Genomic DNA, 13000 nt, shown 5'->3' on the forward strand with positions numbered 1-13000 from the left:
CTGATGGGGGCCGCCGTTCTTCCGCGATGTTTTCCAGCGATCTGCATCCAGCCATGACCCACTCTGTTCGCTCCCGTGTCCGCCCCTCCGCGCTGGCCGCGCTCGGCCTGGCCGCCGCCCTGGGCTTCAGCGCTCCGGCATGGGCGCAGGGGCAGCCACAGGAAGGGGTGCGGTCGGCCGTGGGCAAGCAGTCGGCGTTCGCCCGTTTCGTGCCTGCCGAGGACATCGAGGCCGCCGCGGCGCAACAGTACGGCCAGATGGTGGCCCAGGCCCGGCAGCAGAATGCGCTGCTGCCGGACGACCATCCCCAGGTGGTCCGTCTGCGGGCGATCGCGCAGCGGCTGGTGCCGTACAGCCTGGACTGGAACAAGCGCGCCCGCGAGTGGAAGTGGCAGGTGATCGCGCTGCAGTCCAAGGAGCTCAATGCTTTCTGCATGCCGGGGGGCAAGATCGCGTTCTACACCGGCATCCTCGAGCAGCTGAAGCTGACGGACGACGAGGTGGCGATGATCATGGGGCACGAAATCGCCCACGCGCTGCGCGAGCACGCCCGTGAGCGCATGGGCAAGACGGCGGCCACCAAGATGGGCGCCAACCTGATCTCCAGCCTGCTCGGTCTGGGCAGCGCCGGTGACGCGTTGCTCAACATGGGCGGGCAGCTGCTGACCTTGCGTTTCAGCCGCGAGGACGAGTCCGAGGCCGACCTGATCGGCATGGAGCTGGCGGCCCGCGCCGGCTACGACCCGCGTGCCGGGGTCAGCCTGTGGCAGAAGATGGGGGCCGCATCCAAGGGGGCCCCGCCGCAGTGGCTGTCGACGCACCCCTCGGGCACGTCGCGCATTCAGGACATCCAGGCCAACCTGCCTCGGGTGATGCCGCTGTTCGACCGGGCCGAGCGCCCGCCGCGCCGGTTTGATGCCCCGCTGCGCATGGGCTCGGGCACGGACGACATGCAGTTCGCTTTCTGGGGGCGGGGCGACGTGCGCCTCGGGGCGGTCGCCTGGTCCGGCCACGCCCACCCGGACGCGCACCACGCCCACTGAGCGGGCCGCCCGGGTTCAGGCCTCGGCGCGCGCGCTGGCCAGTTCCTGGGCCAGCTGCCCGACGCGGGCCAGTGCGCGCCGCTCCGGCTCGCCCCAGTGCCCGCCCAAGCCCAGCCGCAGGCAGTGCTGGAAGCGCCCGGTGGCGGAAAACAGGCTGCCCGGCGCGATGCAGATGCGCTCGTCCAGGCACGACTGGAACAACGCCAGTGTGTCGATCTTGTCCGGCAGTTCCAGCCACAGGATGAAGCCGCCTGCTGGAGCCGTCATGCGGGTGCCCCGGGGAAAGTGCTTCGAGATCAGACGGCGGGCCTCGTCCATGCGGGAGGCGACCACGCCGCGCAGCTGCCGGTAGCTGGCTTCGATGCCCGGCTGGGTCAGCAGGTCGGCCAGCGCCCGCTGCAGCACCACGGTCTCGCTGCCGCTGGTGGCGGCCTTCAGGCGCTGCAGGCGGTCGGTCCATGCGGGCGCGGCGATCCAGCCCAGGCGCAGCCCGGGGGCCACGGTCTTGCTGAACGAGCCGCACAGCATCACCTGGCCGGCGGCGTCGAACGACTGCACGGCACGGCGGCGTTCGTCGTCCTCGCACAGGTCGTTGTACAGCACGTCCTCGATCAGGGGCACCTTGTGCTTGGCGAGCATCTGCGCGAGCCGCTTGCGTTCGGACACCGGCATGCTGGCGCCGATCGGGTTGGACAGCGTGGGCACGGCAAGCAAGGCCTTCACGGGCTGGGTGTCGAGCGCCAGCTGCAGCGCGTCCAGCGACAGCCCGGTGCGGGGATGGGTCGGGATCTCGAGGGCGCGCAGGCCCAGGTGCTCAAGGATCTCGAGGAAGCCGTAGTAGGTGGGGGACTCGAGCGCGACCACATCGCCCGGCTTCGTGACGGTGCGCAGGCACAGGCTGATGGCCTCGAGACAACTGCCTGTCACGATGACATCGGACGCATCGATGTGGCAGCCCATGCGTAGCGCATGCCGGGCGATGGCCCGACGCAGGGACTCGTCGCCCGGGCCGATGGGGTACTGGCACAGCGTGGCGCGGTGGCGCTGGGTGGCGCGGCTCACGGCCCGGCGCACCCGTTCCTGTGCGAACAGCGAGGCATCGGGGCAGGCGGCGCCGAAGGAGACAAAGTCAGGGTCATGGGCCAGGCTCATGATCTTGGCCGCCAGCGCACTGATGCCCACCGGCACCGAGCGCCTCGGTGGCCGCGAGGTGTCCGGTTCGGGCAACTGCGGAGGCCGTGCGGCCACGAAGTAGCCCGAGCGCGGCCGGGCCTCGATCAGGCGGGCGTCTTCGAGCGTGCGATAGGCCTGCACGACGGTGGACTGCGACACACCGTGCTGCGCGGCGAGCAGGCGCACCGAAGGGATGCGTTCCCCGCGCGGGAGGGTGCCGGTGCGAATCTGCCGCGCCATCGCGTCGGCGATCTTGAGGTACAGGGTGTCGGCTTGCGGCTGCATGGTGAAACCATTCTGTACGGATTTGCAGCCGCATGACCAGTACAGATGGCGATCAGGACAACCAGCACAGTGCCGAGCAAGTGGTGAGAAACCAGTACAGATGTCGGGTGGGCCGACCAGCACAGCCGGGGGCGGCGGCGGGCTGTATGGCCTCTGGAGGACGTGCTCTGCATCTGCACCGCCGTGCAGTGGCGGCGCACGATGAAGCCATCCCGACATCACGCTGTGGAGCCCGCCATGATTGCCTTGCTGCACCCCGTTCTGCCCCGCCTGCTGGCCGCCCTGTCGCGGCGCGCCGTGACGGCCGCGCCGTCTGTTTCACGGAAGGCCGCCCCTGTGTGGACGCTGCAGCCGGGCCAGGCGCGCACGGTGGTGCTGAGCCGGGGGCAGGCGCTGCAGGTGCTGGCGGGGCGGGTCTGGCTGACCCGCCCTGGTGACCCGCGAGACCACGTCCTCGTCACCGGGCAGCAGCATGTGGCCGGGGCGCGGACGGCGTACGTGCTCGAAGGGCTGGATGCCCGGCCGGTGCGCTTTCGCATCGGCCGCGCCGAGTGAGCGTCAGACGGACTGAACCCGGAAGTGCCCGGCGGTGCGCAGCAGGCCGTTGGCCTGATCGCGCAGCGAAGCGGCCGAGGCAGCCGATTCTTCGACGAGGGCCGCATTCTGCTGGGTCAGGGCGTCCAGGTCGCCCACAGAACGGTTGAGCAGGCTCAGCCCTTGAGCCTGCTCCGTCAGTCGCTGGTTCATGTCGCTCATCATGGTCGAGACGCGGTCGATCGTGGCGATGATGGCCTTCATCTCGGCGCCCGCGTCGCGGGCCAGCTGCCCGCCGGAGCCCACCTGTTCGGTGGCGCTGCGCACGAGGCTGTTGATCTCGCGGGCGGCCTCGGCCGAGCGCTGAGCCAGCTGGCGCACCTCGGCGGCCACCACCGCAAAGCCGCGGCCCTGCTCGCCGGCCCGTGCCGCCTCCACGGCCGCGTTGAGGGCCAGCAGGTTGGTCTGGAAGGCGATGGCATCGATGACGCCGGTGATCTGTGCGATCTGGTCCGAGCCCTTCGCAATGTGCGACATGCTCGTCACCACGCTGAACACGATCTCGCCGCCCTTGTGCGCAGCCTGGGCCGACTGCCGCGCCAGGCCGGCGACTTCGCTGGCGGCGCGCTCGGAGTCGTTGACGGCTTCGGTGAGTTGGGCCACGGCGGAGGCCGTCTGTTGAAGGTCGGCTGCGGCCTGTTCGGAGCGCTGTGACAGATCCTGGCTGCCCTGGGCGACCTCGGCGCTGGCCGTGTCGATCGCCTCGGCGGCCTGCTGCACGTCGGTCACGAGGGCGCGCAGGCTGGCCTGCATGCTGGACAGTGCCCCCAGCAGGGCCGCCACCTCGCGGCTGCCCTGCACCGCAATGCGCTGAGAGAGGTCGCCGTCTGCCACGCGGTGGGCGATGGCGATGGCCTGCTCGAGCGGCTGAAGGATGGAGCGAACCGTGACCCACAGGGCCGGCACCAGCACGCCCAGCACAAGCAGGGCCAGGCCACCGGTCAGGGCCAGCTGGGTGGTGGCCAGCGCACGCACGTCGGCGGTGCGGTCCTCGGCGGCCTTCTGCACCCGGGTGGCCAGCTGGTCCAGCAAGGGCTCGGCCTGGTACATGGCCTTCTTGGCCGTGGCCATCTGTTGGTTGGCGTCGGGAGCCGTGACGATCTGGCCGTTGATGGTGCGCTGGATCACCTCGGCTGCGGCGGTCTCGTAGTCCTTGAGGTGGGCGGCGATCTTCGGGCAGTCGGTGCACTGGCCGCCGGCCTGCAGCTGCTGCAGCACCGCCTGCGTGGCGCGGACGGACTTGGCCCATTTCTCCTGGTACTGCTGCGCCTTGTCGACTTCGTCGATGCTGAGCAGCACGTCCTTTTCATAGCGGCGGATGTCGCCCATGCCCATGCGCAGCGTGGTGAGCCGGCCCTGGGTGATGAACTCGTGTTCGGCGAAGGCGCCGAACTGGTCGCGGAGCTGGGACACCGAGAGGCTGCCCAGGCCGCCGACGAGGACAAGGGCGCCGACGGCCAGCAGGCCGAGGGCGATCAGGCGGGCGCGGATGGAGAGGGGGTACTGCATGAGAGGGGCTCCGTGGGGGGGGCGCCACGATGACGCTCGGGGAGCGGTGGCGCCCGTGTAGTATCGGCGTTCGCACGGAACGCTGAATGGCACCCGCGCAGAAATAGTTGGGCGGGATGTGTGCACCGCTGCATGGTGGGGGCGCCAGGTTTCACGGCGCCGACACCCGGCTGTCACATCGAGCGCAGAGGTGACCGAAAAAGCGAGGCGCAGGGTCTGTCGACGTGGCGCGACGCGGCTGTCCGGCGGTCTCCCCCGACCGGGGCGGTCCCCCTTGCTGAGGTCCGGTTGTATCGCTACGCTGAATCTCTTTACAAAACGAAACGGACCGTCAGGGGGGCAGGGGCCGCCTTCGGCCGCTTCACCTTCATCGGAAAGGCCTCCCATGTTGAAGAAGTTGTTCCTGTCGCTCGCCGTGGTGTCTGCCCTGGCGGGCTGTTCGTCGGTGCCAATGGCCGACGCGCCGCAGGACCAGGCTGCCAAGACGTTCAAGGCCGACGCGGCCAAGTCCGGCATCTACATCTACCGCAATGAACTGCTGGGCGGTGCCGTGAAGATGGACGTGTCCATCGACGGCCAGCCCGTGGGCGCCACCAAGGCCAAGACCTACCTGTTCAAGCAGGTCGAGCCAGGCAAGCACACCATCGTGTCAGAGGCCGAGAACACCTCGGTGCTCGAGCTCGAGACCAAGCCCGGCATGCTGTACTACATCTGGCAGGAAGTGAAGATGGGCGTCATGTACGCCCGCAACAAGCTGCAGCAGGTGAGCGATGCGCAAGGCCAGGCCGGCGTGATGGAAAGCCAGCTGGCCGTCACGAAGTGATCAGGCGGGCGCCACGGCTCACAGATAGGGGTTGTGGCGCCGTTCTTCCCCGAGCGTGCTCTCGGGGCCATGGCCCGGCGTGAAGGTCACGTCGTCGCCCAGCGGCAGCAGCTTGCCCTTGATGGCTGCGATCAACTCGGCGTGGTTGCCGCCCGGAAAGTCGGTGCGGCCGATGCTGCCGGCAAACAGCACGTCGCCCACGAAGGCGTGCTTCAGTTCCGGCGAGTAGAACACCACGTGGCCCGGCGTGTGGCCGGGGCAATGCAGCACCTGCAGCGTGTGCCCGCCCAGTTGCACCGTGTCGCCCTCGTGCAGCCAGCGCGTGGGCGCAAAGGGCTCGGCCTTCGGAAAGCCGAACATGCTGCTCTGCTGCGGCAGCCCGTCGATCCAGAACTGGTCGCCCGGATGCGGGCCGACGATCGGGAGATCGTGTTCGCGCGCCAGCGTGCCCGTGGCCCCGGCGTGGTCGATGTGGGCGTGCGTGAGCCACAGCGCCACCAGCTTGAGCCCGCGCGATTCAACGGCCTGCATCAGCACCGGGATGTCGCCACCCGGGTCGATGAGGGCGGCTTCGTTCGTGTCGCTGCACCAGATCAGGGAGCAGTTCTGCTGGAAGGCGGTGACGGGGAGGGTGAGGCGGTGGAGCATGGGCGAGGGGGCTGATAACAAAGTGTGGAACTTCGTCGTGACGGCCAAGAGCAGCGTGCGGGCAATTATCGAGCTCGTTCAATGCAGATTGTGAAGGCGTGTGCGCGGCGCCCGCGGATGACTGTTTTGCGCGGGCTGTACTCCTTCACAGCTGCTTGGGCGGTTGACGTCAATGATTGCGAAAGGCTGAACAGAGTCATTCGCCGGTGAATGATGAGTGTCGGCGACCTCAGCAAGCGGTCATTGGGCGTATTGGCCCCTGGCCGGCTGGTCTTCACCCCAACCCGGTCATCCATCGGTCATAAGAGCCGCTACCAGTATCGGTTGCCATTGAAGGCCGCCAGCTATCCTGTTCATGTTCCAGGTCGTCGCACCAAGTCAATGCCAGCAAGCGGTGTTGCTGAATTTGGATCAGCGGTGTGCCCCTGAGTAGCCAAAGCGAATCAGCAACTACTCTCGACGCAGGTACAGCCCAGGGTCTCGGCTGTGTTCAACTGTTGAGAGAACTGCCTCAGCTCTTACCTGGAAATGACGCCCAACGCAATCCAGGAAAAGCTTAAGGTCTCAGAGACCCGCGAGGTGCCGAAGACGCTGAATGACTAGCTCGGACCGCCCGTCCGGAAATACCCACTCCAGTTGATCAGCGAAGGTCTGGTCGGCCAAGTACTCATCGAGTTCATTTTGGATGAACTCGCGTACTTCAGCGGGGGCGGAGGCGCACTCGGCCAGCAGTTCTTCCCGCCCATCCACAACATTCAGGATGTCCTCCATGTCGTGGTGCATGTAGTCCCCTCCACCCCGATTGTTGAAGGATTCCAGCTTGGTTGCGATGAAGAAGGGCGCAGTGATGACGCTGATTGCTTCACCGCTGGGCAGCGTGTGCACCTGGGCTGCCTTCACCGCCTCAGCGTACCAGCGGTTCACTGAGTGGCCGAGAATCTCAGTGGTAGGCATCACGTCTACTATGAGTTCACCCTTCCGCCAACGGCACATGTGGTCTTGGGACGGGTCCTCTTTGAATCCGGTCTTGTTCAGCTTTGGGCGAAGCGAGTAGTAGTCCGCAATCGAGGTCACCTCGGCCACCATGTCAACATCGACGGTTGGTCGGACTGGCGGTCTTGCTTGGTCCGTTATCAGGAGACCCACTGCGCACCCTCCAACGAGCATGAACTCCTCTCGGAGATCGCCTAGTGCATGCGCGACAAGGCTCACAACAGACAAATTCGGATCTTTATTCATCAGAGCTTCGCTTGAAGTTCGTTGACAGCGATCTCTCGTTCTCGGGCTGTACCCACGCGAATGGCATCGACGAGCGCCAGCACTTCGTACAGAGCGGCATCCTTCAACGCGACCTTCGGCACTGACGGATGTAGCGGCACTAGCTCAAAACCGAAAACCTTTCCCTCTGGGTGGGGCCAAACAGGCACTGGAGCGTCAGTGGCTTCAAAGTGCCTGGCCAGAATCGGAGCGCCTATCGCGGTGGGGACGCCTCTAGTGGAGCGTCCCACGGCAGCAGGGAATGCGTACTTCAACCCAGAAATGGCAAATTCCTGAAGAGCGGACGGTACGGCCCTAAGCGGCCCAGAGGAGCGACTCAGTAGCCGCGCAGCTACTCCGCGCTTCAACGCACCGTGAACAGTGGAGAGCGACACGCCGAACTCCTCGGCAAGCTGGGCGATCAGGAAGTCTTTGTCCTTGTTCACGGCAATTTTTATCGCCAAGACGAAGTCAAAAGGCTTAAGTGTGAGCTGCGTGTCCCTGAGCATGAAAGTTCCCGTGGCGTTGTGCCTTTTCGCGTTTCGCGAAATCAGAAAAAAGCATGAAAGCTACTCTGCTGCGCAATTTTTCGATTTTCGCGAAATCAGAAAACTCTTATAGGTTTTGGGTCTGTACCGGGCAAAAAGTTTGCAAGAAGCATCTTGTCCCGCGTTGACACTCCCGGAGTAGCTGTGAAGGTGGGTTGCTTGCTGAGTAGAAGCTGCACTATACTCCAGTCTCGACGATAGGAGAGAGTATGCCCGCCCCAGACGCTGTTCGCAAGAAGAGTCCGCGTGCGCCGTCTATCCCCCTAGACGATGCCTTGGACAAGGCCCTGAAGGTTTACGACAAGGAACGCCTGCACCCCGCGCCGACGGATGTGGTTGCGCAGCACATGGGGTACAAGGATGCCAACAATGGGAGGGCGCTAGGGGCGCTGGCATCCCTTCGCTACTATGGTCTGGTGGAGCGGAACAGCAATGGGCTTCTGAGCGTCACGAAGGACGTAGAGAGCTACAGGTACGCGCCGAGCGACGAGATGCGCCGCGCATACTTGCGCCGATTTTTGACGGCTCCGGTGCTGTTTGCAGAACTGCTAGAGAGGTATTCCTCGGGACTGCCATCGGATGGAAATCTGAGGTACGAACTCATTCAACGAGATTTCTTGCCTGCGACGGCAGAGAGTCTCGTCGGCATTCTTCGCCGCTCTGCCGACTTCGCGAAGATCTATGAACAGGAGCCTCTGCAGGGCGCCTCCACGGGTGCACCTGAAGGAGAAGAGTTTGAGCCTGCCCCAGAACTGGTCCAACCAGTCGAAATTGCTCGATCAGCTCCGGCAATCCCAGTCCAGCAGCGATCAGCAACCGTCCAACGGGAGGAAAGCCTCGGTCCAGATGAAATGATTGGGCATGACCGTATTCCCGTCAGGCTCTCAAGGGGCAGGAGGGCTTGGCTACTCATTCCTCATGTATTTCACGAAGCAGACAAGCAACGACTCAAGGCGCAGATAGACCTTCTTCTCACGGAAGATGAGCAGCCATAGCAAGAAGTCATGGAGCGCTGATGCAATACCTCGTAGACGTACGGCGTAAGAAGTTCCCTCCCCACGCCGCGGCGCGATCCGCCTCATGGGAGCTCTACTGCCGAAGTACCTCGTAGGGCCGTCATTCGAGAGTCGCCAGCCCCTACGGCTGCTTGGTGCCAGACAGCGTGAGTACGCCCGGGGGCGGCCAACGAAAGCACCCGCTGCAGAGCGGCAGCTCATCAGGCAAGGACGGGGCTGGGTTGTGAGCGGTCATTCGGCGCCAAGCCGCGGCCGACTGCAACCTCCGCTGTTGCGGACCCTAAGTGATCAGCAGAGAGGGGCCCAACTCCGCGCCAATCAGGAGCCGCGCGGTTTGCGGCAAACGTGTCAGCCCAGTTCAGGAGCCGGCTCCGCCAGCAACGCCTTCAGATGAAGGTCGATCTGGCCGATCGCATGCGCGTCCGTTCCGAACAGGGCGAGATGCCCATCCAGGCTGTCGATCGGCCTGAACTCGCTGTTCGGGATCAACTTCTGCTCGGCCTGGCAGTCGGACGGAGGGAAGAACATGTCGGTCGCGATGGGCATGACACAGGTTCTTGCGCGGATGCGTCCCAGCGCCGCGGCCTTGTACCCGTCGGTGTGCCGGCTGATGTCGCCGCGCTGCCACTTCCACGCCATGCACAGCAGGTTGTTCGGGTCCATGGGGCCGAAGTAGCCGGTCATGAAGCCGTCCACGAAGGCCTGCACGGACTCGAAGCCCAGCACCCGATGGCGTCCACACCGAAAGAACTCGGTGCTCCACCCCATCACGGTCCAGAGCTTGGCATGGCGCTTGAGGCCGGCTGCGACATCGGCCGGCGATTGATAGCGGCCTTCCTGGAAGCCCGGGTCGGTGGTGATGGCCTCGATCAGTGTTTCTGCGAAGAGAAAGTCGTGCTCGGTGTTGCAGGCCGTGCCGGCGATGGGGGCGGCGCGTTCCACCATGTCGGGGTAGCGCACGGCCCATTCGTAGGTCTGCTGGGCGCCCATGGAGCCGCCGACAACCAGCGCCAGGCGCCGTATGCCGAAGTGCTCCGTCAACAGGCGGTGCTGGGCACGCACATCGTCGCCGATGCGCACCTTCGGAAAGTTCGGCCCGCCCTGGTCACCGGTGGTGTTGTGCGGTGAGACAGACAAGCCGTTGCCAATCTGGTTGACCACGACGATGAAGTACCGGCTTGGGTCCAGCGCGCGCCCGGGCCCGATGTAGACCTGCTCCATGATCTTGCTGGTGCCCGAGTACCACGTGGGGACCAGGATGGCGTTGTCCTTGGCCGCGTTGAGCTGGCCATGGGTGGCCACGGCCAACTCGCAGTGCGACAGCACGCCGCCCTCTTCGAGTTCCAGTCGCCCGATGTCGATCAGCTGAAAGGGGCCGTGGTTTTCTTGCGTGTAGTAGGTGTTCATGCTTGTCTCCGTGTGCGGGGGCGCTTCAGCGAATGTCGAAGCCGGGATAGCCCGTGCGTGCCAGTTCATCGCACTTCGCGTGGTAGGTGCCTGCCCCACCGATGTACGACACCAGGCGACGTGGCTTGCCCTCGACGTTCGAGCCCATGTACCAGGAGTCGGTCTTGACCACGAGCGTTTTGGCCGCAGTCTCATCGTGGTGCTGTACCCAGGCATCCTCGAATTCCTTGGTCGCTTCGACGACGGTCTTGCCTTGCCTGCGCACGTGGGCAATGAAGTCGCTGATCCAGTCCACCTGCTGCTGCAGGCAGGTTGGCATGTTGCACAGCGCGGCAGAGGGGGCGAGCGGCGCGCCCGTGGTGAACAGGTTGGGGTAGCCATGCACCTGAAGGCCCATGGCGGTGCGGATTTCCTGTGACCACTGCTCCTTCAGCGAGCGGCCACCGCGGCCGCGGATGTCGATGCGGCTGAGTGCACCGGAGCCCGCGTCAAAGCCCACGGCCAGCACGATGATGTCGACCTCGTGCACCTTGCCGTCGGCCGTCTGGATGCCTTCGGGCACGATGCGTTCGATCGGGGTCTCCCGGCAGTCCACCGCCTCGACGTTGGGCTGGAGGTACACCTCCAGGTACTTGTTTTCCAGCGGCACGCGGTGGGTGCCGAACCCGTAGTCGGTCGGGATCAGCAGCTTGCACAGATCCGGGCGGTGCTGGAGGCGGGCGCGCAACTTGGCACGAACGAATTCCGACACTTGTTCGCTCACCTGTTCGTCGAAGAACATCTCGGAGAAGGACGCCAGCCACAGCGCCAGAGAGCCGTCGTTCCAGAACTTCTCCAGAATGGCCGTGCGCTCTTCAGGGGTCTTGTCGGCCCACGGACCGGCTTCGAAGTCGTAATCGAAACCGGCAAAGGTTTCGCGCACCCGCTTCTTGAGCTGGTGGAACTGTGCGCCCCACTTGGCCCAGTCGTCGGCGCTGTACTTGGGGTTCTTCATCGGGAGCACGTACTGCGGCGTGCGCACGAAGACCTTCATCGAACCCACCTCGGGCGCGATGGTCTGGATGACCTGGATGCCCGTCGCGCCCGTGCCCACCACCGCCACACGCTTGCCCTTGAAGTCGACGGGCGTCTTGGGCCACAGGCCCGTGTGGTAGATCTCCCCTTTGAAGTCGGCCTGTCCCTGAAAGCGGTTCGTCAGGGGCGCGGACAACATGCCGCAACAGGCGATCAGGAACTGTGCATCGATCTTCTCGCCCTGGTCGGTGGTGATGTGCCAGCGTTGGCTTGCTTCATCGTAGTGGGCCGAAGCGATGCGGGTGTTGAACTGGATGTCCTTCCTCAAGTCGAGCTTGTCGGCGACATGGTTGAGCCAGCGCTCCGTTTCCGGTTGTGCCGGAAACCGCTCCGACGGTTGCCACGACTTGTACAGCTCCTCCGAGAACCAGTACTGGTAGATCTCGGCCTGGGAGTCGAAGCGCGCGCCGGGGTAACGGTTCCAGTACCACGTGCCCCCCACGCCGGAAGCGGTGTCATACGCCCGCACCGACAGGCCCATTTCGCGAAGGCGGTGCAGTTGATACAGGCCGGCCACGCCGGCTCCGATGACGACCGCGTCGTAGCTTGCAACGGCGGATTCCGACTGGCCTTGCCCGGCCTTTTCCGAAGTGAGGGTGCCCATCTTGTCTCCTTTGACGTTCATGTGGACCGGCCTGGCTGGCCGGCGAATCCGGTATCGCCGCCCCAATGGAGGTCGTGCGCTACCGTGAACGAATCTTGGAGACGCCCGCTGTGCGGGTCTTGTCGATTTCAGGCGATTTCTTGTACCGGACGGTGAACCGGCTAGTCGCACTTCTTCAGTCGTGCGGGGGTGACGCCCAGCCGGGTACGGAAGACGCGCGTCATGTGCGCCTGATCCGCAAAGCCGCAAACAAACGCAATTTCCTTGATCGCCATCTGCCCTTGAGACAGCAGGCGGCGGGCGCGTTCGACGCGTCGGTCCATCACATACGCATGGGCCGAGCGCCCGGTGGTCGACTTGAAGTGCTTGGTGAAGGTCCACACACCGAGCTCTGCCACCCTGGCCAGTTGCTCGATGGTGATGTTCTCCTGCAGATGCGTTTCGATGTACTCGTCGAGCCGGCGCAAGCGGCCGGGCGAGAGCGCACCTGACCCGAGGCTGTCCTTGTAGGTGACGGCGGCATAGCGACGCAGCAGGTGCACGGTGAGCTGCATGGCCAGAGATTCTGCGTACAGCGCGCCCCCCAATCGCTGCTGTTGGGCCTCGAGCGTGATTGCATCGGCGATGCTCGTGACGATCGGGTCCTGTGCGCTGAGCAGGTCAAGGAGCCGGACCGCGGCGACCGGCCGATCCATCACATCAGAGGCCACCCTGCACATGAGCGCTTCAGACAGATACGTGTGGGACACGTCGATGCACTGCGTCCAATGCCAATGTGACGGCTCGCAGTGTGTCAACAATGAGAAGACGCCCGGTTCACAAGCGGCCTTGCTCCATTTGCCGTCCAGGCAGCGCTCCATTGGCGTCTGACCCGACCGGTAGCGGACGATCATGACGTGGTCGATCGGAGGAATCGGCACGTCAAGGCCGGTGTACCGGTAGGAACGGTGCGAAACGTCCTTCCACCCGAGTCCATCGCTCGCAGACAGGATGCGGCCGGGCACCCACTTGGGCAGGTC

General features: G+C 64.9%; 12 protein-coding genes. 4 read left to right on the forward strand and 8 right to left on the reverse strand.

The window, feature by feature from the left end; all coding sequences use genetic code 11:
• The first annotated feature begins 53 nt into the window (after positions 1 to 53).
• Entirely contained in the window at positions 54 to 1043 is a 990-nt protein-coding gene (locus tag QZ709_RS20260; protein ID WP_294639348.1) for a M48 family metallopeptidase, read from the forward strand.
• Positions 1044 to 1058: 15 nt separating this feature from the next.
• On the opposite strand, the gene QZ709_RS20265 is transcribed toward QZ709_RS20260, so the two are convergent.
• Positions 1059 to 2501: a PLP-dependent aminotransferase family protein gene (locus tag QZ709_RS20265; protein WP_294639349.1), complete on the reverse strand. Its 1443-nt coding sequence runs from the start codon at positions 2499 to 2501 to the stop codon at positions 1059 to 1061.
• Between the two features lie 237 nt (positions 2502 to 2738).
• Here QZ709_RS20265 and QZ709_RS20270 point away from each other — a divergent pair, with 237 nt between their 5' ends.
• The gene (locus QZ709_RS20270) at positions 2739 to 3056 is read left to right on the forward strand and encodes a DUF2917 domain-containing protein (RefSeq protein ID WP_294639350.1); all 318 of its coding nucleotides are present in this window, start codon (positions 2739 to 2741) and stop codon (positions 3054 to 3056) included.
• A gap of 3 nt (positions 3057 to 3059) precedes the next feature.
• Here the strand turns inward: QZ709_RS20270 and QZ709_RS20275 are convergent, their stop codons facing one another.
• Positions 3060 to 4604, reverse strand: a complete 1545-nt coding sequence (locus tag QZ709_RS20275; protein WP_294639351.1) for a methyl-accepting chemotaxis protein — start codon at positions 4602 to 4604, stop codon at positions 3060 to 3062.
• A gap of 385 nt (positions 4605 to 4989) precedes the next feature.
• Here QZ709_RS20275 and QZ709_RS20280 point away from each other — a divergent pair, with 385 nt between their 5' ends.
• Positions 4990 to 5427: a DUF2846 domain-containing protein gene (locus QZ709_RS20280; protein ID WP_109037870.1), complete on the forward strand. Its 438-nt coding sequence runs from the start codon at positions 4990 to 4992 to the stop codon at positions 5425 to 5427.
• A gap of 18 nt (positions 5428 to 5445) precedes the next feature.
• Here the strand turns inward: QZ709_RS20280 and QZ709_RS20285 are convergent, their stop codons facing one another.
• The 3 genes from QZ709_RS20285 to QZ709_RS20295 all read right to left on the reverse strand — a co-directional run bounded on the left by QZ709_RS20285 (position 5446) and on the right by QZ709_RS20295 (position 7841).
• Positions 5446 to 6075 (reverse strand): MBL fold metallo-hydrolase, encoded by a 630-nt coding sequence (locus QZ709_RS20285; protein ID WP_294639352.1) that lies wholly within the window; start codon positions 6073 to 6075, stop codon positions 5446 to 5448.
• Positions 6076 to 6639: 564 nt separating this feature from the next.
• Entirely contained in the window at positions 6640 to 7314 is a 675-nt protein-coding gene (locus QZ709_RS20290) for a hypothetical protein (RefSeq protein ID WP_294639353.1), read from the reverse strand.
• On the reverse strand, positions 7314 to 7841 hold the full coding sequence (locus QZ709_RS20295) for a hypothetical protein (protein ID WP_294639354.1): 528 nt from the start codon (positions 7839 to 7841) through the stop codon (positions 7314 to 7316). Before QZ709_RS20295 ends, QZ709_RS20290 begins: the two co-directional genes overlap by 1 nt.
• 314 nt (positions 7842 to 8155) lie before the next feature.
• Between QZ709_RS20295 and QZ709_RS20300 the strand changes: the two genes are divergently transcribed.
• A complete protein-coding gene (locus QZ709_RS20300; protein ID WP_294639355.1) occupies positions 8156 to 8875 on the forward strand; it encodes a hypothetical protein in 720 nt (239 codons plus the stop codon).
• A gap of 369 nt (positions 8876 to 9244) precedes the next feature.
• Here QZ709_RS20300 and QZ709_RS20305 read toward each other — a convergent pair whose 3' ends face one another.
• The 3 genes from QZ709_RS20305 to QZ709_RS20315 all read right to left on the reverse strand — a co-directional run bounded on the left by QZ709_RS20305 (position 9245) and on the right by QZ709_RS20315 (position 12985).
• Positions 9245 to 10303 (reverse strand): alpha/beta fold hydrolase, encoded by a 1059-nt coding sequence (locus QZ709_RS20305; RefSeq protein WP_294639356.1) that lies wholly within the window; start codon positions 10301 to 10303, stop codon positions 9245 to 9247.
• 25 nt (positions 10304 to 10328) lie between these two features.
• Positions 10329 to 12002, reverse strand: coding sequence for an NAD(P)/FAD-dependent oxidoreductase (locus QZ709_RS20310; protein ID WP_294639357.1), 1674 nt, complete (start codon positions 12000 to 12002; stop codon positions 10329 to 10331).
• 140 nt (positions 12003 to 12142) lie between these two features.
• Positions 12143 to 12985: a helix-turn-helix domain-containing protein gene (locus QZ709_RS20315; protein WP_294639358.1), complete on the reverse strand. Its 843-nt coding sequence runs from the start codon at positions 12983 to 12985 to the stop codon at positions 12143 to 12145.
• Between the last annotated feature and the right edge of the window lie 15 nt (positions 12986 to 13000).

The organism is uncultured Aquabacterium sp., from assembly GCF_913773725.1.
Lineage (GTDB): Bacteria > Pseudomonadota > Gammaproteobacteria > Burkholderiales > Burkholderiaceae_C > Aquabacterium.